A 22,380-nucleotide genomic window follows, 5' to 3' on the forward strand; every position below is an offset into this window, starting at 1 on the left:
TGATCCCGCCGGATCCGCGCATCTTGATCTAGGTCAAGCGCCGGTTCGCCCGGCCCGCCGCGCGCGGCCTGCGCATGCGAAGCTGGAAGCCGCTCAAAGGAGGATCCATGCCCATCTCTCCGACCCTGCGTTTCCTGGGCGCCGCCGGCACGGTGACCGGCTCGCGTCACCTGCTGGAAGCCGGCGGACGCCGCATCCTGCTCGATTGCGGCCTGTTCCAGGGCGTGAAGCCGCTGCGGCTGCGCAACTGGGCGCCGTTTCCCGTGCCGCCGGCGGATATCGACGCGGTGGTGTTGTCGCACGCGCACCTGGACCATTCCGGCTACCTGCCCAGGCTGGTGCGGGATGGATTTCGGGGACCGATTCTTTGCTCGCCCGCCACGCTGGACCTGTGCCGCCTGCTGTTGCTGGATAGCGCCCATCTGCAGGAAGCCGACGCCGACTACCTGAACCGGCACGGACTGTCCCGTCACCAGCCGGCGCTGCCGCTCTACACCGTCGCCGACGCGCAGCGCGCGATCGCGGCCTTGCGGCCGGTCGACTTCGACACGGCTACGGACCTGCCGGGCGGTTGCGGCGTCCAGCTGACCCCGGCCGGCCATATCCTGGGCGCCGCCATCGTCCAGATCCGCCATCCCGGCGGACGCCTGGTGTTTTCCGGCGACCTGGGCCGCTACGGCGATCCGTTGATGCCGCCGCCTGGCGGGGTGGCGCAAGCCGATCATCTGATCGTCGAGTCCACCTATGGCAACCGCAAGCACAGCGCGGAGCAGGCGGCCGACGCGTTGGAAGCCGTCATCACGCGCACGGTCAGGCGCGGCGGCACCGTGGTGATACCCGCGTTCGCGGTGGGGCGCGCGCAGGCGCTGCTCTACTACATCTGGCAACTCAAGCAGGCGGGGCGCATCGCCCGCGACCTGCCGGTGTTCCTGGACAGCCCGATGGCCAGCGGCGCCGTCGATGTCTATCTTCGGCACGCCGGCGACCAACGCCTGTCGGCGGCCGACGCGCGGGCGGCGTTCGGCGTGGCGACCTATGTGACCGAGGTGGAACAGTCCAAGGCGCTGGACAGCTCGCCCATGCCCAAGATCATCGTGTCGGCCAGCGGCATGGCCACCGGCGGGCGCGTGATCCATCATCTGAAGCACTACCTGCCCGATCCGCGCAGCACGGTGCTGTTCGCCGGTTTCCAGGCCGAGGGCACGCGCGGCGCGGCGATGCTGGACGGCGCCGCCACGGTCAAGATCCATGGCGGCTATGTGCCCGTGCGCGCCGAGATCGACAGCCTGCCGATGCTGTCGGCGCACGCGGATGCCGACGAGATCCTGCGCTGGCTGCGCGGGTTCGAGCGCGCGCCCCGGGAAACCTTCATCGTGCATGGCGAGCCCGGCGCCGCCGACGCGCTGCGCCTGCGCATCAAGGACGAGCTGGGCTGGCGCTGCCGGGCGGTGGAGCAGAACGACGTGGCGGAGCTGGGCTGACCGGCGGGGCCGCGCTACCAGCGCGCCGCCGCCTCGGTCAATCGTTCCAGGCAGTAACGCGCGCGCTCGGACAGCGGTCCCTTGGCGCGCGCGGCGTACAGGGCGAAAGACGGCGGACGCCGGGCCTGCGGCGCGGCGACCAGCTGCCCGGCCCGCAAGGCGTCGCGGCACAGGCATTCAGGCGCCACGGCCAGTCCGGCGCCGGCGCGGGCCGCGTCCAGCGCGGTCTGATAGTCGGGCAGGACCAGCGCCGGCGCTTCGGGATCGAGCGCGTAGACCTGCTTCCAGTAGGGCGTCAGCGGCGCGGCGGGGCCTTGCTGGTCGATCAGCGGCAGGCCCCGGGGCGCGGCGCTTTTCGGCAGCCTGCCGCTCCACTGCGGCGCGCACACCAGCCGTTGCGGGCACTCATGCAGCAGCTGGTATTCCACGCCCTTGTGCGGAATCCGCGCCGGCGTCACCGCCACGTCGATCACGCGCTCGGCCAGCGCCGACAGCAGGGCGGGCGGCGGCATGGCGCGCAGGTCCACGCGCAGGCCACGCCGATGCAGGCCGGCCAACGCCGGCAGCAGCAGCGCGATGAAGCCGCTGGTGGCGCCGACATGCGCGACGCCGGCCAGCGCGCCGCCTGCGCCCCGCGCGTCCAGCATGCCCTCCAGCGCGTCCAGGTGCGGTCCGGCTTGCCGCTCCAGCTCGACCGCCGCCGGCGTGGGCGCCAGCCCGCGAGGCAGCCGGGTGAACAGCGTCGCGCCCAGGCGCCCCTCCAGCAGCTTCACATGGCGCGACACGGCGGGTTGGGTCAGCGACAGCGCGGACGCGGCGCGCGAGATCGAGCTATGCCGGTAGACGCTGACGAAGCTGCGCAGATAGAGCAGATATGACATAAATAAATTTATGGATCAGCGAAAAAACGATGAATTGAGTATAGCCACGGCGGCTTCTACGCTGCGTCTTTCCCTACACCGGAGCGCAGGCCATGACGACCCATTCATCCACGATCTCCCTCTATCCCGACCTGCGCGGCAAGGTCGCGCTGGTGACCGGCGGCTCGCGCGGCATCGGCGCGGCGACGTGCCGGGCCCTGGCCGCCAGCGGCGCGAAAGTGGCCGTCAACGGTCGCGACGAGGCGGCGATCCAGGCCGTGGTCGCCTCGATCCGGGACGCCGGCGGCCAGGCCATGGCGGCGCCCGCCGATTGCGCCAACCTGGCGGACACGCGACGCATGGCCGGGGAACTGCGCCAGGCCTGGGGCGAGCCGGACCTGCTGGCGGCCTTCGCCGGCGGCGGCACGGGCCGGCCGCAGCCGCTGGGCGAGATCAGCGAGCAGGACTGGCGCTCCAGCCTCGACAACAACCTGACGTCCACGTTCTTCACGCTGCAATGCTTCCTGCCGGGCATGATGGCGCGCGGCGCGGGCAGCGCGGTGACAATGGCCTCGGCCGGCGGCCGCGTGGCCTCGGGCGCGCCGGCCGGCTACGGCGCGGCCAAGGCTGGGGTCATCATGCTGACGCGGCATGCCGCCGTGGAAGCGGGGCCGGCGGGCGTGCGGGTCAATTGCCTGTCGCCGTCGGCGGTGCTGACCGAGCGGACCGCCTTGCGCATGCCGGATGCGCAGCGCCGCGCCATGCTGCCGGCGTTTCCGCTGGGGCGCCTGGGCGAGCCGGATGATGTGGCGGCGGCGGCCTTGTTCCTGCTGTCGTCGGCGTCGGGGTGGATCACCGGGGTGACGCTGGATGTGGCGGGGGGGAGGGTGATGGTTTGAGGGGGCGCGGCTGTCGCGGGAAAGGAAGGCGGCGGTGGCCAGGGGGAGTGATGATGCCTTTGCGTCAGACACGGAGATGGGGGATAGTTGTCGCTCGTTCCAGGTCGGGGGGGCGGCGCCGCGACGTACAACAGCGATACGACCCGCCCAGGGAACATGGCGCAGGTTCTTTCCAGGAAAGACAGCACGATGAACATCTCCGACTCCATCTGCCCCGACTGCGGCGGACTCCTGGAAGTCCGACGCCAAGGCGCCAGCCAGGGCATGTTCTGCACACTCTGCTCCTGGGCTTTGCTCACCACCTGCCTGCCGGACTTCCTGAACGATGCGACTTCCTACCGAGTGACCGTGATCTCGGGTGACGTCGACAACAGCGCGCACGTACAGGCGGTGGCGAGCCTGACGGGCCTTGCGCTGCCGCAGGCGCGAGCACTGCTGCGAGCGCCCGCGGGGCTGGCGTTTACAGGCTTGGCATACGAGGTCGCGCCGATGCAGGAGACGCTTGCCGGGGCCGGACTGGAGTTCAGGATCGAGCCGCCATTTCCGTGGTGATCCACGGCGCCCCATGCGGGCAATACCCGCGCGAGGGCGTTGCCGCGCTCAGGCTTGGGCCGGCGTCATCTCATCCAAGCGCAGCTTGATCAGGTCCAGCAAGGTCCGTACACGCGCGCTGGCCGAATGCCGATGGCCATACACGGCCAGCAGCTGCAAGGGCGCCGGCCGCAATTCCAGCGGCACCTCCACTAGCCGGCCCGCCGCCAGATCCTCCTGGCAGGGACCGGCCGCCAGGATTGCATAGCCGATGCCCTGGCGCGCGCCCGCCAGCGCCAGCGCGCCGCTGTTGACGCGGTAGCGGCTGCGCACCGGCACCTTCACCATGCGTCCGGCGGCGTCCACGAAACGCCAGGGTTGCCCTTGCAGCGCGCTCAAGGTCGTGATGCAGGGCAGCGTCTTGAGCTGCGCCGTGCGCGTGGGCATGCCGGCGCGGGCGATCAGCCCGGGCGCGCCCACGACCAGGCTGGGCAGGCTGGCCAGTTCGCGCGTGACCAGCGTGCTGTCGTCCTGGTCGCCACGATGGAACACGATGGCCAGGTCCATGTCCTCGCGCAGCGCCTGTTCGCCGGCCATGCGGGTGTCGCATTGCAGTTCGACGCCGGGATGGCTGGCGCAGAATTCCGCGATGATCGGGCCCAGCAGCAGCGGGGCTTCCCCGGGCATGCACATGCGCAGCGGCCCGCGCAATGCCTGTTCGCCGGCGCCCAGTTCCTCGGCGGTGGCTGCCAGCGTGTCCAGCAGGGGCTTGGCGCGCTGGTATAGCAGGCGGCCGGCCTCGGTCATGCGCAGGTGGCGGGTGCTGCGTTCCAGCAGGCGCACGCCCAGGCTGCGTTCCAGCGCGGCGACGTGGCGGCTGACGTTGGAGGCCGGCAGCTGGAGCTGGCGCGCCGCGCCGGCGAAGCTCTGTTCATCGACCACGGCCGCATAGACGCGCACCGTGTTCAGGTCCAGCTTGCTGGGCATGGATTATCCCGTTTCAGGTCATAGAGAACTGCATTTTCGCACTCTGGTTATCAAGAGTGGCGGAATCTAGCATGACGGCTTTGCGCAAGAGCGCGTCTGTACGGGAGATGGCAAGCATGGATATCGCGATTCTGGGCGGCGGCGTGGCGGGGTTGGCCACGGCCCTGGCGCTGGCGCGCCGGGGACATGAACCCCGCGTCTACGAGCGCCGCCCGGCGCCGGCCACGATGGGGGCGGGCGTGACGCTGTGGCCGAATGCCGGCTTCGTGCTGGCGGATCTGGAATTGCTGGACGAGGTGCTGGCGCTGGGCGGCACGCCCGCCGCCATGCATCGCTACGACGCCCAGGGCAGGTCGCTGGGCGGCCTTGATATCGAGCCGCTGGATCGCCTGATGGGATATCCCACTTGCGCCATCCTGCGCACGGACCTGCAAGCGGTGCTGCTACGGCGGGCGCGCGAGGCGGGCGTGCCGGTGGCGTTCGGCCGCGAGGCCACGGCCATCGCCAACGATCCGGATGGCCGGGCCGTGGTGCACTTCGCGGATGGCGGGCATGCGCGCCCGGACCTGATCATCGGCGCGGACGGACGCATGTCCTCGGTGGCGCGGGCCCATGTGGCGGGCGGCAACGCGCCGGTCTATCAAGGCTTCGTCAACTGGATCGGCGTGGCCGAAAGCTCGCGCGATCTGGTGGACGGCGCTGCCATCCACGACTACTGGGGGCACGGCGAGCGCGTCGGCATCGTGGCGCTGGGGCGGCGCAAGGTCTATTGGGCGGGCGCGCAGGCGCAGACGCTGGAGCAGGCGCGCGCGTCGGCGGCCGCCGCGCAGGACGGCGAGTGGCGCAAGGTGCGCCGCCTGTTCGAGAGCTGGCCCGATCCCATAGGCGCGGTCATCGATGCCACGCCGCCGCGGGCCCTGCGCCTGATCGCGGTGCACGACCTGGAACCGCTGGCCCGCTGGCATCGCGGCAATGTGCTGCTGGTGGGCGACGCCGCGCACGCGCCGCTGCCCACGTCGGGACAGGGCGCCTGCCAGGCGCTGGAGGATGCCTGGCATCTGGCGCGCTGCCTGGAGGATCCGGCCATGGGTCCGGGCGCGGAACTGGAGCAGGCGCTGGAACGGTTCGGCGGATTGCGGCGGGAGAAAACCGAGGCCATCACGCGGCAGGCGCGGTACTTCGCGCGAGAGTTGTTCATCACGGACCCGCAGGCTTGCCGCGAGCGCGACGCGCGCGTGCGCGCTAGCGATCCGCTGCAAGGCGTGCATGCGTTGGCGCAAGGCTGGGGGCGGGGCCTGCCTTTGCCGGCGTTGGCGCTGGCCGAAGCCGGGGCGGCCACCGTTGCCGGCAGCGGCGCGGGACGGTAGCGGTAACGTCGGCCACGAGTTGGCTGGGCGGCCGAGGGGAGTGAGGCCTGAATTGCGACGCGGGTAGCGGCGCGAACCCGCGCGCTCAACCGCGCGGCGCCACCACCGGCTTGATCCGCATCACCGGCGTCGCCTGGCCGCCCGCGTCCGCGCGCGGCCGGATCATCATCGGGAAAAAACGCCACAAATACAGCGCCAGGGCCAGCGCCCAGGCCGTGGCCGAGGCGTGCAGCAAGCCCGTCACGGCGCTCGACGGCAGCAGCGCCGCCAGCCGCAGCAGCGCGGCCAGGATGATGAGCGCGTAGCTCAGCACCATGCTGCGGTCGGTCTGCAGCGGACGGCCCAGGTGGCCCAGCGCGGTGCGCGTGACCATGCCCAGGATCATGACCGAAAAGCCGGCCACGCCGATCACGTGCGCGGGCCAGGCCACGCGCACGACCAGGCCGGCCAGTTGCGCCGCGCCGACGAGCAGCCCGATGCTCAGGCCCAGGTAGCCGGCGTACAGGATCCACAGCAGCGGCACGCGCCGCGCGGTCCAGGGTTTCCAGGCCAGCCACTGGACCAGCGCGATCAGGCCGCTGGCGGCCAGCGCCAGCGCGGCGCCCTTGGGCGCGCCGGCCAGCAGCAGCACGATGGCGGCCACGCCGGCCGCGAGCTGCCAGTGGCCGCTCCGGGTATGCGGCGGAATGTCCAGGCCGGTCACGGCGCGCTTGGCGAAGAAGGGCAGCACGCGGCGCGCGATCAGCAGGGTCAGCACGGCCATGCTGAGCAGGCCGGCGTTGAAGTAGCGCATCAGGCCCAGGTAGTCGCCGGAGACGGCGGCCGTCAGGTACAGCAGATGGGCGGATGCCAGCGCGGCCAGCAGCAAGGGCACGCCGTAGTTGCGCTTGTTGCGCGTCAGCCAGACCGAGCGCCCCAGCGCCGCCGCGCCCCACAGGAAGAAGACCAGGTCGGCGATGCCCGCCAGCAGGAAGGCCGGACGGCCGGGAACCAGGTAGCCGGCGCGCGCGGCCAGCCACACCAGGCACAGCGCGGCCAGCGCGTTGCCGCGCAGCGGATTGCGGCCGGTCCAGTTGGCGCCGGCCGTGAGCAGGAAGCCCACGGCGATGGTGGCGACGAAGCCCCACAGCATCTCGTGCGCGTGCCAGGCCAGCCCGTTCAATTCGCCGCGCAGCAGCGAAGGCGCGTGGACCCAGAGCAGCACCGAGATCAAGGCCCAGGCACAGCCGGCAAGGTACAGCGGGCGGAAACCCATTTCGGTGAAGGCGCGCCATTGCGGGCGGGGCCGGGCGGGGGCTCGGACGGGTTCGTCGATGGAAAGCAGGCTGCTCATGGTGGACATGCGCCGTGTGGCGCCCTGTGCATGGAACCGGCAGGGCCGGCTTTTAAGGTGTATTTCAAATGCATATTAATGCTAGCCCACAAGCCATGCCAGCGCGCGGATTTGATCTGGCGCAAACCCGGCTTCCGGGCAGGGGGTGACTAGTCACATCGGCGCGGCCGGATGGTCGGCCGGCGAATGGCGCGCGCGGCGGGGTATCCCTAGTCTGAGCGCATGTATTCGTCGGATAGATCCGTCAGCAAAGCGAGAACGACCATGACAGCATCACCCAGTCATACCCGGCCCGGCGCGCCCATGCGCGTGCTGGTCTCCAGCACCTTCGCCTTCACCATCTGCTTCGCGGTATGGATGATCTTCGCGGTGCTGGGCATCCCCATCAAGCAGCAGCTCGGGCTGTCCGAGACGGAATTCGGCCTGCTGGCCGCCATGCCGGTGCTGACCGGCTCGCTGGTGCGCGTGCCGCTGGGCATCTGGACCGACCGCTACGGCGGCCGTCCGGTGTTCTTCGTGCTGATGCTGCTGGCCGTGGTGCCGATCTGGCTGCTGTCCTATGCCACCGAGTATTGGCACTTCCTGGTGCTGGCGCTGTTCGTCGGCCTGACGGGCGGCTCGTTCTCGGTCGGCACGCCCTATGTGGCGCGCTGGTTTCCGCGCAACAAGCAGGGCCTGGCCATGGGCGTGTTCGGCGCCGGCAACTCCGGCTCGGCCATCACCAAGTTCGTGGCGCCGGCGCTGATCGCGGCCGCCGGCGGCGCCTGGGTCATCGTGCCGCAGGTATACGCGGTGGCGCTGCTGGTGACGGCGGTGCTGTTCTGGCTGTTTTCGTCGTCCGATCCGGCGCATCGCGTCACCGGCGGCGCCAGCCTGAAGGCACAGTTCGCCATGCTCAAGGATCCGCGCGTGTGGCGCTACTGCCAGTACTACTCGGTGGTGTTTGGCGGCTATGTGGCGCTGGCGCTGTGGATGACCAAGTACTACATCGGCGAATACGGCTTCGACATGAAGCTGGCGGCGCTGCTGGCGGCCTGCTTCTCGCTGCCCGGCGGCGTGCTGCGCGCGGTGGGCGGCTGGATTTCGGACCGCTACGGCGCCTACAAGACCACCTGGTGGGTGATGTGGGTGTGCTGGGTCGCGTTCTTCCTGCTCAGCTACCCGCAGACGCAGTTCACCATCATGACCGCCGCCGGTCCGCGCAGCTTCGAGATCGCGCTCGGTCCCATCCCCTTCACCGTGCTGCTGTTCGTGGTCGGCATCGCCATGGCCGTCGGCAAGGCCTCGGTCTTCAAGTTCATCTCGGACGAGTTCGGCCAGAACATCGGCGCGGTGTCCGGCATCGTCGGCCTGGCCGGCGGCCTGGGCGGCTTCATCCTGCCCATCCTGTTCGGCGTGCTGCTGGACCTGACCGGCGTGCGCTCCAGCGCCTTCATGCTGCTGTACGGCACGGTCTGCGTGTCGCTCATCTTCATGCACTTCAGTTTCCGGCCCGAAAGCGCGGCCATCGCCCGGCGCCAGCCGGCCTGATTCCTCCCTTCTAGCGAGAACCCTATGTCCACTCATGTCCTGCAGCGCTGGGAGCCGGAGAATCCCGGCTTCTGGCAACAGACCGGCGCGCGCATCGCCAACCGCAACCTGTGGATCTCCATCCCCGCGCTGATGCTGGCCTTCAGCATCTGGATGCTGTGGAGCGTGGTGGTGGTCAACCTGGACCGCGCCGGCTTCATGCTGTCCAAGAACCAGATGTTCTGGCTGACGGCGCTGCCCGCGCTGTCGGGCGCCACGCTGCGCATCTTCTATTCCTTCCTGGTGCCGGTGTTCGGCGGCCGCAAGTGGACCGCCATCTCGACGGCCTCGCTGCTGATCCCGGCGCTGGGCATGGGCTTCGCGCTGCGCGATCCGTCCACCTCCTATCCGACGCTGCTGATCCTGGCGCTGCTGTGCGGCCTGGGCGGCGGCAACTTCAGCTCCAGCATGGCCAACATCAGCTTCTTCTTTCCCAAGGAAAAGAAGGGGCTGGCCACCGGCCTGAACGCCGGCATCGGCAACCTGGGCGTGTCGCTGGTGCAGTTCGCCGTGCCGGTGGCGATCTCGGCCGGCATGTTCGGCGCGCTGGGCGGCGACCCGCAGCAGGCCATGGTCAAGGGCGCGGCGACCAATATCTGGCTGCAGAACGCCGGCTTCATCTGGGTGCTGCCGATCGCGCTGGCCTCGCTGGCGGCCTGGTTCGGCATGAACGACATCGCCGACGCGCGCGCGTCCTTCGCCGACCAGGCGGTGATCTTCAAGCGCAAGCACAACTGGCTGATGTGCTGGCTGTACGTGGGCACCTTCGGCTCCTTCATCGGTTTCTCGGCCGGTTTCGCCATGCTGACCAAGACGCTGTTCCCGCAGGTCGATCCCACCGCCTATGCCTTCCTGGGGCCGCTGGTGGGTTCGCTGACGCGGCCGCTGGGCGGCTGGGTGTCGGACAAGCTGGGCGGCGCGCGCGTCACGCTGTTCACCTTCGTCGGCATGATCGCGGCGGTGCTTGGCGTGATGATGTTCATGCCGGTGAACGGGCAGGGCGGCGACTTCAACGGCTTCCTGGCCATGTTCATCGTGCTGTTCGCGCTGACCGGCGTGGGCAACGGCTCGACCTTCCGCATGATCCCCGTGATCTTCCTGCGCGAGCGTACCCAGGCCGCCGAGGGCCGGGGCGAGGCCGGGCGCAAGCAGGCGCTGGCCGAGGCCGCCAAGGAATCGGCGGCGGTGCTGGGCTTCTCCGGCGCGATCGGCGCCTATGGCGGCTTCTTCATCCCGCGCAGCTTCGGCACCTCGCTGGAGCTGACCGGCGGCGCGCAGGCGGCGCTCTATTGCTTCATCGCCTTCTACGCCACCTGCGTGCTGATCACCTGGTGGCAGTACGCGCGCCGCAATGCGCCGGTGCCGTGCTGAGCAATGACCGGGGTGACTAGTCATTCTGCCGTGCCCGACCTGTGCCTGCGGGCAATGGCGGGCGCGGCGCCCCGGGCCTAAAGTGGATTCGCAAGCAGAGCAAGCAGCATGCGCCGGCCGGGCCGGCGCTCTTGGAGAGCAACAATGAGTCATTTTCTGGATCGCCTGAAGTTCATGTCCAGGGTGAAATCCACCTTCGCGGACGGGCACGGCGAGACGGTCAACGAGGACCGCCGCTGGGAGAACGCCTACCGCGCGCGCTGGCAGCACGACAAGGTCGTGCGCTCGACCCACGGCGTGAACTGCACCGGTTCCTGCTCGTGGAAGGTCTACGTCAAGAACGGCCTGATCACCTGGGAAACGCAGCAGACCGACTACCCGCGCACGCGCCCGGACCTGCCCAACCACGAACCTCGCGGCTGTCCCAGAGGCGCGTCCTACAGCTGGTATGTCTATTCGGCTCAGCGCGTGAAGTACCCGATGATCCGAGGCCGCCTGATCGAGATGTGGCGCGAGGCCCGCAAGACCATGGACCCGATCGCGGCCTGGGAATGGATCAGCCAGGATCCGGTCCGCGCCAAGCGCTACAAGGCCGTGCGCGGCCTGGGCGGCTTCGTGCGCGCCGACTGGGACACGGCCACCGAGATCATCGCCGCCGCCAATGCCTACACCATCAAGAAGTTCGGCCCCGACCGCCTGATCGGCTTCTCGCCGATCCCGGCCATGTCCATGGTCAGCTACGCGGCCGGCGCGCGCTACCTGAGCCTGCTGGGCGGCGCCTGCCTGAGCTTCTACGACTGGTACTGCGACCTGCCGCCGGCCAGCCCGCAGGTCTGGGGCGAACAGACCGACGTGCCGGAATCGGCCGACTGGTACAACTCCACCTACCTGATGGTCTGGGGCTCGAACGTGCCGCAGACCCGCACGCCCGACGCGCACTTCTACACCGAGGTCCGCTACAAGGGCACCAAGACCGTGGCCGTGTCCAGCGACTTCGGCGAAATGGTTAAGTTCGGCGACATCTGGCTGGCGCCCAAGCAGGGCACCGACGCCGCGCTGGCCATGGCCATGGGCCATGTGATCCTGAAGGAATTCCACCTGTCCGGCGCCTCGGACTACTTCCGCGACTACGTGCGCCGCTACACCGACATGCCCATGCTGGTGCTGCTCAAGGAGCGCGACGGCCGCCATGTGCCCGACCACTTCCTGCGCGCCTCGCACCTGGACGGCGCGCTGGGCGAGCAGAACAATCCCGACTGGAAGACGCTGGTCTATGACGAGGACAGTGGCGATCTGGTCGCGCCCAACGGCAGCATCGGCTTCCGCTGGGGCGAGGGCGCGGTCAACGGCGGCGAGAAGGTCGGCCGCTGGAACCTGGAAGCGCGCGACGGCGGCAGCGGCCGCGACATCACGCCGCGCCTGTCCCTGATCGACCAGGCCGATGCGGTCGTGGGCGTGGGCTTCCCGTACTTCGGCGGCGAGCACGACGAGCTGCTGACGCGCAATGTGCCGGCGCGCCGCATCCGCCTGGCGGACGGCACGGACGCGCTGGTCGCCACCGTGTACGACCTGCAGATGGCCAATTACGGCCTGGATCGCGGCCTGGGCGGCGGCAATGTCGCCACGTCCTATGACGACGACGTGCCCTACACCCCGGCCTGGCAGGAAAAGCACACCTCGGTGCCGCGCGCCCAGGTGATCCAGGTGGCGCGCGAGTTCGCGCAGAACGCGCACGACACCCAGGGCAAGTCCATGGTGATCGTCGGCGCCGGCCTGAACCACTGGTACCACATGGACATGATCTACCGAGGCATCATCAACATGCTGATGATGTGCGGCTGCGTGGGCAAGAGCGGCGGCGGCTGGGCGCACTACGTGGGCCAGGAAAAGCTGCGGCCGCAGTTCGGCTGGGCGCCGCTGGCCTTCGCCTCGGACTGGGCGCGCCCGCCGCGCCAGATGAACGGCACCTCGTTCTTCTACGCCCACACCAGCCAGTGGCGTCACGAGAAGCTGAACGTGCAGGAAGTGCTGGGCCCCACCGCCGACCGCGGCAAGTACGGCGAACTCAGCATGATCGACCTGAACGCCCGCGCCGAGCGCATGGGCTGGCTGCCGTCGGCGCCGCAGCTGCGCACCAATCCGCTGGACCTGGTGGCCGAGGCCGAGGCCGCCGGCAAGGACCCGGTGGCGCACGCCGTCGAGGGCCTGAAGTCGGGCGCGCTGCAGATGGCCTGCGAGAACCCGGACGATCCGGCCAACTTCCCGCGCAATATGTTCGTGTGGCGCTCCAACATCCTGGGCTCCAGCGGCAAGGGCCACGAGTACTTCCTGAAGTACCTGCTGGGCACGCAGAACGCCGTGTTCGGCGACGAGGCCGACGCCATCAAGCCGGTCGAGGTCGCCTATGAGGACGACGCCGCCGAGGGCAAGCTGGACCTTCTGACGGTGCTGGACTTCCGCATGAGCACGACCTGCCTGTACGGCGACATCGTGCTGCCGACCGCCACCTGGTACGAAAAGGACGACCTGAACACGTCCGACATGCACCCGTTCATCCACCCGCTCAGCGAGGCGGTGCAGCCGCTGTGGGAAAGCAAGACGGACTGGGAGATCTACAAGCTGCTGGCCAAGCGCTTCAGCGAGATCGGCGGCCCCTACCTGGGCAAGCGCCGCGACCTGGTGCTGGCTCCCTTGATGCACGACACGCCGGGAGAACTGGGCCAGCCCTTCGAGCCCAAGGACTGGAAGTTGGGCGAGTGCGACCTGGTGCCGGGCAAGACCGCTCCCAACATGGTCGTGGTCGAGCGCGACTACAACGACATCTACCGCAAGTTCACCTCCGTCGGCCCCTTGCTGGACAAGCTGGGCAACGGCGGCAAGGGCATCAACTGGAACACCGAGCACGAAGTGCGCGAGCTGGCCGGCCTGAACGACAGCGTCAGCGAGCCGGGCGTGAGCCAAGGCCGTCCGCGCCTGGACACGGCCATCGACGCCGCCGAGATGATCCTGACCTTCGCGCCCGAGACCAACGGCCATGTGTCGGTCAAGGCCTGGGAGGCATTGAGCAAGATCACCGGCCGCGAGCACGCCCACCTGGCGATCGGCCGCGAGCATGACAAGATCCGCTTCCGCGATATCCAGGCGCAGCCGCGCAAGATCATCTCGGCGCCGACCTGGTCGGGCCTGGAAAGCGAGGAGGTCAGCTACAACGCCGGCTACACCAACGTGCATGAGCTGATCCCATGGCGCACCCTGACCGGCCGCCAGCAGTTCTACCAGGATCACCGCTGGATGCTGGACTTCGGCGAGGGCTTCTGCGTCTACAAGCCGGCCATCGACACCAAGACGGTGGCGCCCATGCTGGGCCGCTATCCGAACGGCGAGAAGGAGCTGGTGCTGAACTGGCTGACGCCGCACCAGAAGTGGGGCATCCACAGCACCTACTCGGACAACCTGCGCATGCTGACCTTGAGCCGGGGCGGTCCCCACGTGTGGATCTCCGAGGCCGAGGCCAGGCAGGCCGGCCTGGTGGACAACGACTGGGTCGAGGTCTTCAACGTCAACGGCACGCTGACCGCGCGCGTGGTGGTGAGCCAGCGCGTGCCGGTGGGCATGTGCCTGATGTACCACGCCCAGGAAAAGATCGTGAACGTGCCGGGCGCCGAGACCAGCGGCAAGCGCGGCGGCATCCACAACTCCGTCACCCGCACCGTGCTCAAGCCCACCCACATGATCGGCGGCTATGCGCAGCAGGCCTACGGCTTCAACTACTACGGCACCGTGGGCGCCAACCGCGATGAATTCGTGGTGCTGCGCAAGATGAAGAAAGTGGACTGGCTTGAAGGCCCGTTGGTTGAAACGCAACAAGAAGAGAAGCAATCATGAGGATACGCGCCCAAATCGGCATGGTGCTGAACCTGGACAAGTGCATCGGCTGCCATACCTGCTCGGTCACCTGCAAGAACGTCTGGACCAGCCGCGACGGCGTCGAGTACGCCTGGTTCAACAACGTGGAAACCAAGCCCGGCATCGGCTATCCCAAGGAATGGGAGAACCAGGGCAAGTGGAAGGGCGGCTGGAACCGCACGGCCAGCGGCAAGCTGGAACCGCGCCAGGGCGGCAAGCTGCGCATCCTGGCCAATCTGTTCGCCAACCCGAACCTGCCGCAGATCGACGACTACTACGAGCCCTACACCTACGACTACGAGCACCTGAAGAACGCGCCGCTGTCGCAGACGCCGCCGACCGCGCGTCCGGTGTCGGTGCTGACCGGCAAGAAGATGGACAAGATCCATTGGGGCCCGAACTGGGAAGACGACCTGGGCGGCGAGTTCAGCGCGCGCAGCCGCGACCAGCTGTTCGAGGGCGTGCAGAAGGAGATGTACTCGACCTTCGAGAACACCTTCATGATGTACCTGCCGCGCCTGTGCGAGCACTGCCTGAACCCGGCCTGTGTCGCCAGCTGCCCGTCCGGCTCTATCTACAAGCGCGAGGACGATGGCATCGTGCTGGTGGACCAGGACAAGTGCCGGGGCTGGCGCATGTGCATCTCCGGCTGCCCGTACAAGAAGATCTACTACAACTGGCAGAGCGGCAAGGCCGAGAAGTGCACCTTCTGCTATCCGCGCATCGAGGCCGGCCAGCCGACCGTGTGCTCCGAGACCTGCGTGGGCCGGATCCGCTACCTGGGCGTGATGCTGTACGACGCCGACCAGATCGAGCGCGCCGCCGCCGTGGCCAGCGAGCAGGACCTGTACCAGTCGCAGCTGGACCTGTTCCTGGATCCGCACTCGCCCGAGGTGATCGCCGCCGCGCGCGAGCAGGGCATTCCCGAGTCCTGGCTGGAGGCCGCCCGCAAGTCGCCGGTCTACAAGATGGCCGTGCAATGGCGCGTGGCCTTCCCGCTGCACCCGGAATACCGCACGCTGCCCATGGTCTGGTACATCCCGCCGCTGTCGCCGATCCAGACGGCCGCCGAGTCCGGCAAGATGCCGACCCGCACCGTGGGCAAGAGCGCCATGATCCCGGACGTGTCCAGCCTGCGCATCCCCGTGCGCTACCTGGCCAACCTGCTGACGGCGGGCAAGGAAGAGCCGGTGCTGCTGGCGCTGGAGCGCATGCTGGCCATGCGCGCCTACAAGCGCTCGGAGACCGTGCACGGCGAGCTGGACAGCGAGCTGCTGGCCCGGGTCGGCCTGGACGACGCCACCGTGCAGGACATGTACCGCATCATGGCCATCGCCGACTACGAGGACCGCTTCGTGGTGCCGAGCAGCCACAAGGAAATGGTCGAGGACAGCTTCAACGAGAAGGGCAGCTGCGGCTTCACCTTCGGCAACGGCTGCTCGGGCGGCGTGTCCGAGGGCTCGCTGTTCGGCAAGAAGCCGCAGGGCAGCGAGATCTTCATCGACATGCCCAAGTCCCGCAAGAAGGCCGCCGCGGCCTGAGCAAAGGAGAACACGATGAGCTTGTACCGACTGCTTTCCGCGCTGCTCAGCTACCCCGAGCAGGAGCTGCTGGACGCCTTGCCCGAGATCGACGCCGCGCTGGCCGAGCACCCCTGGGCCGGCGAGACGCTGGAACCCCTGACCGCCTGGCTGGGCGGCCAGGCCCTGATCCCGCTGCAGGAAACCTACGTCGCCACCTTCGACCGCAACCGCTCGCACTCGCTGCACCTGTTCGAGCACGTGCACGGCGAAAGCCGCGACCGGGGCCAGGCCATGGTGGACCTGTTGCAGACCTACCGCGACCATGGCTTTGAACCCGTGGTGTCGGAACTGCCGGACCATGTGCCGCTGTTCCTGGAGTTCCTGGGCGTGATCGACGCCAACCAGGCCCAGGCGCTGCTGGACGAGGCCATCCACGTGCTGGCCGCCATCGGTTCGCGGCTGGCGCGCGGCGACAGCCCCTATGCCTGCGTCTTCGCCGTGCTGCGCGACCTGTCCGGCGTGACGCCGCGCGAGCAGACCGAGGCGCCGGTGCGCGACATGGACGAGGCCATGGAGACCTTCGGCGCCGGCCCGGACGGCATCGAGCCGCTGCTGCGCCCGGCCGCCCAGGGCGGCGCGCACGCGGTGCATTTCTACCCCCGCGGGACGGCCGCCCGCTGACCGCTGCCAGGAACACGCATCATGAACACCCTGAACCAGTTCTTCTTCGGCATCTATCCCTACATTGCCTTGACCGTCTTTCTTTTGGGCAGCCTGGTCCGCTTCGAGCGCGAGCAATACACCTGGAAGACCGACAGCTCGCAGCTGCTGCACCACGGCCGCCTGCGGCTGGGCAACATCCTGTTCCACGTCGGCATCCTGGGCCTGTTCTTCGGCCACGCCGTCGGCCTGCTGACGCCGGTGGTGGTCTGGGACACGCTGGGCGTGTCGCATTCGCTCAAGCAGATGGTCGCCATGGTGGCCGGCGGCGTGATGGGAGGGCTGTGCCTGATCGGCCTGTTGATCCTGATCCACCGCCGCATGAGCGATCCGCGCATCGCCGCCACCACCAAGCCGGGCGACAAGCTGCTGCTGCTCTGGATCCTGGTCACGCTGCTGCTGGGCCTGTCGACCATCGCGCTGTCCGCCGGTCACATGGACGGCGAGGTGATGGTCAGCCTGATGACCTGGGCGCAGCACATCGTCACCTTCCAGGGCGACGCCGCCAGCCATATCGCCGGCGTCTCGCCGGTGTTCAAGGCGCACCTGTTCATGGGACTCACGCTGTTCGTGATCTTTCCCTTCACCCGGCTGGTGCACGTCTGGAGCGGCTTCGCCTCGCTGGGCTACCTGGGCCGAGCCTGGCAGCTGGTGCGTCCGCGCTGAGCCGCGTCCCGGAACACGAAGGAGTCGAACATGCCTGTCATCGTCAATGGCGTCGAACTGAACGATGCCGATCTGGAACGCGAATTGCCGCGCCACGCCGACGCCGGCAACCCGATGCGCAGCGCCATCACCGCGCTGGTGCTGCGCCGGGTGCTGCTGGACGAGGCCGGCCGGCAGGGGCTGGACGCCGAGGACGAGGAAGTCGCCATCGGCGCGCTGCTGGCCAGCGAGGCGAGGGCGCCGCAGGCCGATGAGGCCGCCTGCCGGCGCTTCTACCAGACCCATCCCGAGCGCTTCATGGTGGGCGAGCTGATCGAGGCCGACCATATCCTGTTCCAGGTCACGCCCGGCGTGAACCTGGACATGCTGCGCGCCCACGCCAGGGTGGTGCTGGACGAGCTGATGGCCGATCCGTCGCGCTTCGCGGAGGTGGCGCGCGAGCAGTCCAACTGTCCGTCGGCCGCGGTCGGCGGCAGCCTGGGCCAGCTCGGGCGCGGCGATACGGTGCCGGAGTTCGAGCGCGCCGTGTTCGCCTTGCCCGCCGGCGGGCTGCTGCCGCAGCTGCTGGAAACCCGCCACGGCCTGCACATCGTGCGCGTCACGCGCCGCATCGAGGGGCGCATGCTGGCCTATGAGCAGGTGGCGCAGCAGATCGCCCACGCCTTGTCCTCGGTGAGCCGGGACACGGCCTGGCGTCAGTACATCAAGCTGCTGGTGGGGCGCGCCAGCGTCGAGGGCATCGACCTGGACGACGGCGAGCCCGAGCGCGTGTTCGGCGGCGGGAGCGCGCCATGAAGCCCCCGTCTGTTCTTGAGTCTGTTTCTGAATCCGCTGCTGCATCCGTCAAGGCCTCTGCCGTCGCGCCCGGCGCCCCGTCCTGGCCCGCGTCGGCGCGCGCGGGCGCCGGTCTGATCGACGGCCATGGCCGCCGCATCGACTATCTGCGCGTCTCCGTCACCGACCGCTGCGATCTGCGCTGCACCTACTGCCTGCCCAAGGACTACAAGGGCGCCGAGATTCCGGCCAACTGGCTCAGCCACGAGGAAATGGCGCGGCTGGTGCGTTTGTTCGTCGACAACGGCGTGCGCAAGGTGCGCCTGACTGGCGGCGAGCCGCTGACGCGCGGCGGCGTCGCCGGGCTGGCGGCGGCCATCGCGGCCATGCCGGGCCTGAGCGACCTGTCGCTGTCCACCAACGGCACGCGGCTGGCGCGCCATGCGCGCTCACTGCGTGAGGCTGGGGTTCAGCGCCTGAATGTCAGCCTGGACACGCTGGACGCCGCCGACTTCCAGGCCATCACCGGGCGCGACTGCCTGGCCGATGTGCTGGACGGGCTGCGCGCGGCGCGCGAGGCCGGTTTCGCGCCGGTCAAGCTCAACAGCGTGGTGCATGCCGCCACGCCTGAAGATGACGTAGAGCGGCTGCTGGCCTATGCCCGCGAGCAGGGCTTCGTGCTGCGCCTGATCGAACCCATGCCCATGGGCGACTGCGGCCGCGCCCATGAGCATGTCGACCTGAACGCGCTGGGCGCGCGGCTGGCGGCCCGTCATGGCCTGGTGCCGGCGCTGGCGTCTGGCGGCGCCGGCCCGGCGCGCTACTGGACCGCCGACGGCCGGACCCACGTGCTGGGCGTGATCACGCCCATGTCGCGTCACTTCTGCGTCGCCTGCAACCGCGTGCGGCTGGGCGCGGACGGCACGCTCTACCTGTGCCTGGGCCAGGAAGACCAGGTGCCGCTGGGCCGCATGCTGCGCGCCGGCGCCAGCGACGCCGAGCTGCGCGGCGCGCTGTTGGCCGGCATCGCCGCCAAGCCGGAGCGGCACGACTTCAACGCCCGGCCCGAGCGCGTGCTGCGCTTCATGGCGCAGACGGGAGGCTGAGATGCGCGATATCGAACGCTTCATCGACGGTTTCCAGCGTTTCCAGTACCAGTACTACGAGGCCGCGCCCTCGCTCTACCGCAACCTGCGCGACGGCCAGCACCCCAGCACCTTGCTGATCGGCTGCTGCGATTCGCGGGTGGACCCGGCCATGTTGCTGGGTTGCGATCCCGGCGACATCTTCACCGTGCGCAACGTCGCCAACCTGGTGCCGCCGGCCGACCGCGACCAGGGCCATCACGGCGTGCTGGCCGCGATCCAGTTCGCGGTGGACCAGCTCAAGGTGGGCCGCATCATCGTGCTGGGCCACGCGCATTGCGGCGGCATCCGTGCGCTGATGGAGCGGCCCGCCGGCGCGGCCGGCGAGCCGGACTACCTGAACCGCTGGATGGATATCGCCGAGCCGGCCCGCCAGCGCGTGCTGAACCAGATGCCGGACGCGCCGGACGCCGAGCGCCGGCGCGCCTGCGAACAGGCGTCCATCCTGATCTCGCTGCGCAACCTGGAGTCGCTGCCCAGCGTGCGGCGGGCGCTGGAGGCCGGCACGCTGACCCTGCATGGCTGGTATTTCGACCTGGTGGCGGGCGCTTTACTGGCATACTCGCAGCGCGCGGACGGCTTCCTGCCCATCGTCTGCCCCTTGTTCACGGAGCTTGCATGACCCCAGTTTTCGGCATCGCCGGCCGTTCCGGCAGCGGCAAGACCACCCTGATCGAAGCCATGCTGCCGCTGCTGCGCGCGCGCGGACTGGCGGTCAGCGTGATCAAGCACAGCCACCACGATTTCGAGATGGAGCCGCCCGGCAAGGACAGTGCGCGCTTTCGGCAGGCCGGCGCGCACGAGGTGATGGTGGCCTCGCCGTACCGCTACGCCATCGTCCATGAGTTGCGCGGCGGACCCGAACCCACGCTGGCGCAGCAGCTCGAACGGCTGGCGCCGGCCGACCTGGTGCTGGTGGAGGGCTTCAAGCAGGCCGCCATCCCGCGCATCGAGGTCTACCGGCCGGCGCTGGGCAAGCCGGCGCTGCACGCGGAGGACGCCGGCTTCCTGGCCGTGGTCACGGACGCGGCGCTGGAAATGACGCCAGATGCGACGCTGCCATGCCTGCCGCTGAACGAGCCGGACGCGGTGGCGGCGTTCATTTGCCGCACACTGGGGCTGGCGCCGGGGAAAGCCTAGGTTTTTCCCGCCGGGGTGGGAGCAGGCCCGACCTGTAACCGGCCGCCGAAGGACTACACTGGCGCCATGCCGGCCCGGCCAGCAAGACATTCATGACCCCTATCGATTCCAGAACCGACCCCGGCGGCCTGCCGTCACCCCGGCATCGCCTGTCCACGCGCATCATCGCCACGTCGCTGGCCGCGCTGGTGGTGGTGCTGTCCATGATCAGCTGGACGCTGTGGCTGTCCTGGCAGCTGGAGGGCGCGGGCGCGGCCATCAACGATACCGGCAGCCTGCGCATGCGCGCCAACCGCGTGGCGGTGGAGCTGATGCGGCCGCAGGAAGGGCGCAAGGCGCGCACCGACGAGCAGATCCTGCTCATGGACGAGACCATCGCGCGGCTGGCCAAGGGCAATCCGGCCAGGCCGCTGTTCATTCCCAATGACGAAGGCATCCGCAGGCAGTGGAGCGAGGTGGCCGGCTACTGGCGCGAGATCATGAAGCCCTCGGCCTTGCGCGCCCTCGGCCGGCCCGACGCCGCCTACTACCTGGAGACGCTGCCCGAGTTCGTGGCCAAGGCCGACACGCTGGTGCGCATGATCGAGCAGGACAACGCCGGCAAGACCACGATGCTGCGCTTGTCGCAGGGCGTGCTGGCGGCGATCGCCAGCGCCGGCACGCTGGCCATGATCTATCTGCTGTACCTGTGGATCATCTCGCCCGTGCTGCGCCTGCGCGACGGTTTGCAGCGCATGGCGGCGCGCGAGTTCAGCACCCGGCTGCCGGTGGAAAGCCGCGACGAATTCGGCGTGCTGGCGCGCGGCTTCAACCGCATGGCCGACGAGCTGCAAGGGCTGTACACCGGGCTGGAGCAGCGGGTGGAGCAGAAGACGGCCCAGCTGGCGGCGCAGAACCGCGACATCGGCGCGCTCTACGACATGGCAGCCTTCCTCAACCAGCCCAACGAGATCGAGGCGCTGTGCGACGGCTTCCTGCGGCGCGTCATGCTGCAATTCGACGCCGAGGGCGGCAGCATCCGGGCGCTCGACCCGAACAACGAAAAGCTCAACCTGATGGTGTCGGTCGGACTGTCGGACGCGCTGGTCGAGTCCGAGCACTGCATGCGCGTGGATGACTGTTATTGCGGCGTCGCCACCCGCCAGGCCGGGGTGATCGTGATCCAGGACTTCCGCCACGCGCCGCCCGGCCTGGACCTGAACTGCCAGCGCGAGGGCTTCGCCAGCGTGGCCGTGTTCCGCATCGTCGCGCGCGACGAGGTGCTGGGCTCGTATTCGCTGCATTTCCGCAGCCAGCGCAAGCTCGCGCCTGCCGAATCGCAGCTGCTCGAAACCTTGGGCCAGCACCTGGGCGTGGCGCTGGACAACCGCCGCCTGAGCGCCCAGGCGCGGCAGCTGGCGGTGGTGCAGGAGCGCGGGCTGGTGGCGCAGGGGCTGCACGACAGCCTGGCGCAGGGCCTGAATTTCCTGAACCTGCAATTGCAGATGCTGGACGGCGCGGTCAAGCGCGGCGACGCCGCCGAGGTCGAGGAAATCCTGCCGCTGCTGCGCACCGGCGTGGACGAAAGTTACCAGGATGTGCGCGAGCTGCTGACCAATTTCCGCAGCAAGCTGTCGCAGGGCGATCTATACGTGGCGATCGAGGACACCGTGGACCGCTTCCGTCGCCAGACCGGCATGGATACCGAGCTGGCAGTGGGCGAGCGCCAGGGCGCGCCGTTGGCGCCGGACCAGCAGTTGCAGGTGCTGTTCATCCTGCAGGAGGCGTTGTCGAACGTGCGCAAGCACTCCGAGGCCGCGCGCGTGCGCGTCGAGGTCGAGGACGGGCGCGATTTCGTGCTCGACATCAGCGACGACGGGCAGGGCTACGACGCCGAGGAAGTGGCCGCTCGTGGCGAGGCGCATGTGGGCCTGCACATCATGCGCGAACGCGCGGCGCGGATGCGCGCCGTGATAAAACTCGAATCGCGGCCGGGTCAGGGCACGCGAGTCCTCTTGACCCTGCCCGGAGCCGAACGCCAGGCCGCCTAGAGGGAGGTGGCCCACCCCCGAAGCGCTGCGCGCTTCCCACCTGGGCGGCCCCCCTCCAGGGGGCGTCGCCGCGGACCG

At 69.2% G+C, this 22,380-nt stretch carries 18 protein-coding genes; 15 read left to right on the forward strand and 3 right to left on the reverse strand.

Features of this window, described 5'->3' with window-relative positions; genetic code table 11:
- The first annotated feature begins 107 nt into the window (after positions 1 to 107).
- On the forward strand, positions 108 to 1,481 hold the full coding sequence (locus tag C2U31_RS19335) for an MBL fold metallo-hydrolase RNA specificity domain-containing protein (RefSeq protein ID WP_103274257.1): 1,374 nt from the start codon (positions 108 to 110) through the stop codon (positions 1,479 to 1,481).
- Positions 1,482 to 1,495: 14 nt separating this feature from the next.
- On the opposite strand, the gene C2U31_RS19340 is transcribed toward C2U31_RS19335, so the two are convergent.
- A complete protein-coding gene (locus C2U31_RS19340) occupies positions 1,496 to 2,362 on the reverse strand; it encodes a LysR family transcriptional regulator (RefSeq protein WP_103274258.1) in 867 nt (288 codons plus the stop codon).
- A gap of 92 nt (positions 2,363 to 2,454) precedes the next feature.
- Here C2U31_RS19340 and C2U31_RS19345 point away from each other — a divergent pair, with 92 nt between their 5' ends.
- Positions 2,455 to 3,240, forward strand: a complete 786-nt coding sequence (locus C2U31_RS19345; protein ID WP_103274259.1) for an SDR family NAD(P)-dependent oxidoreductase — start codon at positions 2,455 to 2,457, stop codon at positions 3,238 to 3,240.
- A gap of 189 nt (positions 3,241 to 3,429) precedes the next feature.
- Entirely contained in the window at positions 3,430 to 3,792 is a 363-nt protein-coding gene (locus tag C2U31_RS19350; RefSeq protein WP_103274260.1) for a hypothetical protein, read from the forward strand.
- Between the two features lie 48 nt (positions 3,793 to 3,840).
- Here C2U31_RS19350 and C2U31_RS19355 read toward each other — a convergent pair whose 3' ends face one another.
- Positions 3,841 to 4,758, reverse strand: coding sequence for a LysR family transcriptional regulator (locus tag C2U31_RS19355; protein WP_103274261.1), 918 nt, complete (start codon positions 4,756 to 4,758; stop codon positions 3,841 to 3,843).
- 116 nt (positions 4,759 to 4,874) lie between these two features.
- Here C2U31_RS19355 and C2U31_RS19360 point away from each other — a divergent pair, with 116 nt between their 5' ends.
- On the forward strand, positions 4,875 to 6,125 hold the full coding sequence (locus C2U31_RS19360; protein ID WP_103274262.1) for an FAD-dependent oxidoreductase: 1,251 nt from the start codon (positions 4,875 to 4,877) through the stop codon (positions 6,123 to 6,125).
- Positions 6,126 to 6,210: 85 nt separating this feature from the next.
- Here the strand turns inward: C2U31_RS19360 and C2U31_RS19365 are convergent, their stop codons facing one another.
- Entirely contained in the window at positions 6,211 to 7,458 is a 1,248-nt protein-coding gene (locus tag C2U31_RS19365) for an NnrS family protein (RefSeq protein WP_103276457.1), read from the reverse strand.
- Positions 7,459 to 7,722: 264 nt separating this feature from the next.
- Between C2U31_RS19365 and C2U31_RS19370 the strand changes: the two genes are divergently transcribed.
- The 11 genes from C2U31_RS19370 to C2U31_RS19420 all read left to right on the forward strand — a co-directional run bounded on the left by C2U31_RS19370 (position 7,723) and on the right by C2U31_RS19420 (position 22,302).
- Positions 7,723 to 8,988 carry a nitrate/nitrite transporter gene (locus C2U31_RS19370; RefSeq protein ID WP_369869677.1) on the forward strand — a complete coding sequence of 422 codons (1,266 nt, stop codon included), beginning with the start codon at positions 7,723 to 7,725 and terminating at the stop codon, positions 8,986 to 8,988.
- Positions 8,989 to 9,012: 24 nt separating this feature from the next.
- On the forward strand, positions 9,013 to 10,398 hold the full coding sequence (locus C2U31_RS19375; protein ID WP_103274264.1) for a NarK family nitrate/nitrite MFS transporter: 1,386 nt from the start codon (positions 9,013 to 9,015) through the stop codon (positions 10,396 to 10,398).
- A gap of 144 nt (positions 10,399 to 10,542) precedes the next feature.
- Positions 10,543 to 14,283, forward strand: a complete 3,741-nt coding sequence (locus tag C2U31_RS19380) for a nitrate reductase subunit alpha (protein WP_103274265.1) — start codon at positions 10,543 to 10,545, stop codon at positions 14,281 to 14,283.
- The gene (gene narH, locus C2U31_RS19385) at positions 14,280 to 15,845 is read left to right on the forward strand and encodes a nitrate reductase subunit beta (protein WP_103274266.1); all 1,566 of its coding nucleotides are present in this window, start codon (positions 14,280 to 14,282) and stop codon (positions 15,843 to 15,845) included. The genes C2U31_RS19380 and narH overlap by 4 nt, the downstream gene beginning before the upstream one ends.
- 15 nt (positions 15,846 to 15,860) lie before the next feature.
- A complete protein-coding gene (narJ, locus tag C2U31_RS19390; RefSeq protein ID WP_103274267.1) occupies positions 15,861 to 16,508 on the forward strand; it encodes a nitrate reductase molybdenum cofactor assembly chaperone in 648 nt (215 codons plus the stop codon).
- Between the two features lie 21 nt (positions 16,509 to 16,529).
- On the forward strand, positions 16,530 to 17,213 hold the full coding sequence (gene narI, locus C2U31_RS19395) for a respiratory nitrate reductase subunit gamma (RefSeq protein ID WP_103274268.1): 684 nt from the start codon (positions 16,530 to 16,532) through the stop codon (positions 17,211 to 17,213).
- A gap of 30 nt (positions 17,214 to 17,243) precedes the next feature.
- Complete coding sequence (locus C2U31_RS19400) at positions 17,244 to 18,008, forward strand: peptidylprolyl isomerase (RefSeq protein WP_103274269.1); 765 nt, start codon at positions 17,244 to 17,246, stop codon at positions 18,006 to 18,008.
- Positions 18,005 to 19,093 carry a GTP 3',8-cyclase MoaA gene (moaA, locus tag C2U31_RS19405; protein ID WP_103274270.1) on the forward strand — a complete coding sequence of 363 codons (1,089 nt, stop codon included), beginning with the start codon at positions 18,005 to 18,007 and terminating at the stop codon, positions 19,091 to 19,093. Before C2U31_RS19400 ends, moaA begins: the two co-directional genes overlap by 4 nt.
- Before the next feature lies 1 nt (position 19,094).
- Positions 19,095 to 19,754, forward strand: a complete 660-nt coding sequence (locus C2U31_RS19410; RefSeq protein WP_103274271.1) for a carbonic anhydrase — start codon at positions 19,095 to 19,097, stop codon at positions 19,752 to 19,754.
- Positions 19,751 to 20,272, forward strand: coding sequence for a molybdopterin-guanine dinucleotide biosynthesis protein B (mobB, locus tag C2U31_RS19415; protein WP_103274272.1), 522 nt, complete (start codon positions 19,751 to 19,753; stop codon positions 20,270 to 20,272). Before C2U31_RS19410 ends, mobB begins: the two co-directional genes overlap by 4 nt.
- Positions 20,273 to 20,364: 92 nt before the next feature.
- Positions 20,365 to 22,302: a type IV pili methyl-accepting chemotaxis transducer N-terminal domain-containing protein gene (locus C2U31_RS19420; protein WP_103274273.1), complete on the forward strand. Its 1,938-nt coding sequence runs from the start codon at positions 20,365 to 20,367 to the stop codon at positions 22,300 to 22,302.
- The last annotated feature ends 78 nt before the right edge of the window (positions 22,303 to 22,380 follow it).

It is taken from the genome of Achromobacter sp. AONIH1, assembly GCF_002902905.1.
Classification (GTDB): Bacteria; Pseudomonadota; Gammaproteobacteria; order Burkholderiales; family Burkholderiaceae_B; genus Achromobacter.

Excerpts from the sequence above, each read along its gene's own strand:
- moaA (WP_103274270.1), top strand. The coding sequence starts at position 18,005 with ATGAAGCCCCCGTCTGTTCTTGAGTCTGTTTCTGAATCCGCTGCTGCA.
- C2U31_RS19370 (WP_369869677.1), top strand. The coding sequence starts at position 7,723 with ATGACAGCATCACCCAGTCATACCCGGCCCGGCGCGCCCATGCGCGTG.
- C2U31_RS19420 (WP_103274273.1), top strand. The coding sequence starts at position 20,365 with ATGACCCCTATCGATTCCAGAACCGACCCCGGCGGCCTGCCGTCACCC.
- C2U31_RS19400 (WP_103274269.1), top strand. The coding sequence starts at position 17,244 with ATGCCTGTCATCGTCAATGGCGTCGAACTGAACGATGCCGATCTGGAA.
- C2U31_RS19335 (WP_103274257.1), top strand. The coding sequence starts at position 108 with ATGCCCATCTCTCCGACCCTGCGTTTCCTGGGCGCCGCCGGCACGGTG.
- narH (WP_103274266.1), top strand. The coding sequence starts at position 14,280 with ATGAGGATACGCGCCCAAATCGGCATGGTGCTGAACCTGGACAAGTGC.
- C2U31_RS19355 (WP_103274261.1), bottom strand. The coding sequence starts at position 4,758 with ATGCCCAGCAAGCTGGACCTGAACACGGTGCGCGTCTATGCGGCCGTG.
- narI (WP_103274268.1), top strand. The coding sequence starts at position 16,530 with ATGAACACCCTGAACCAGTTCTTCTTCGGCATCTATCCCTACATTGCC.
- C2U31_RS19360 (WP_103274262.1), top strand. The coding sequence starts at position 4,875 with ATGGATATCGCGATTCTGGGCGGCGGCGTGGCGGGGTTGGCCACGGCC.
- C2U31_RS19380 (WP_103274265.1), top strand. The coding sequence starts at position 10,543 with ATGAGTCATTTTCTGGATCGCCTGAAGTTCATGTCCAGGGTGAAATCC.
- C2U31_RS19410 (WP_103274271.1), top strand. The coding sequence starts at position 19,095 with ATGCGCGATATCGAACGCTTCATCGACGGTTTCCAGCGTTTCCAGTAC.
- C2U31_RS19345 (WP_103274259.1), top strand. The coding sequence starts at position 2,455 with ATGACGACCCATTCATCCACGATCTCCCTCTATCCCGACCTGCGCGGC.
- C2U31_RS19365 (WP_103276457.1), bottom strand. The coding sequence starts at position 7,458 with ATGAGCAGCCTGCTTTCCATCGACGAACCCGTCCGAGCCCCCGCCCGG.
- mobB (WP_103274272.1), top strand. The coding sequence starts at position 19,751 with ATGACCCCAGTTTTCGGCATCGCCGGCCGTTCCGGCAGCGGCAAGACC.
- C2U31_RS19350 (WP_103274260.1), top strand. The coding sequence starts at position 3,430 with ATGAACATCTCCGACTCCATCTGCCCCGACTGCGGCGGACTCCTGGAA.
- narJ (WP_103274267.1), top strand. The coding sequence starts at position 15,861 with ATGAGCTTGTACCGACTGCTTTCCGCGCTGCTCAGCTACCCCGAGCAG.
- C2U31_RS19340 (WP_103274258.1), bottom strand. The coding sequence starts at position 2,362 with ATGTCATATCTGCTCTATCTGCGCAGCTTCGTCAGCGTCTACCGGCAT.
- C2U31_RS19375 (WP_103274264.1), top strand. The coding sequence starts at position 9,013 with ATGTCCACTCATGTCCTGCAGCGCTGGGAGCCGGAGAATCCCGGCTTC.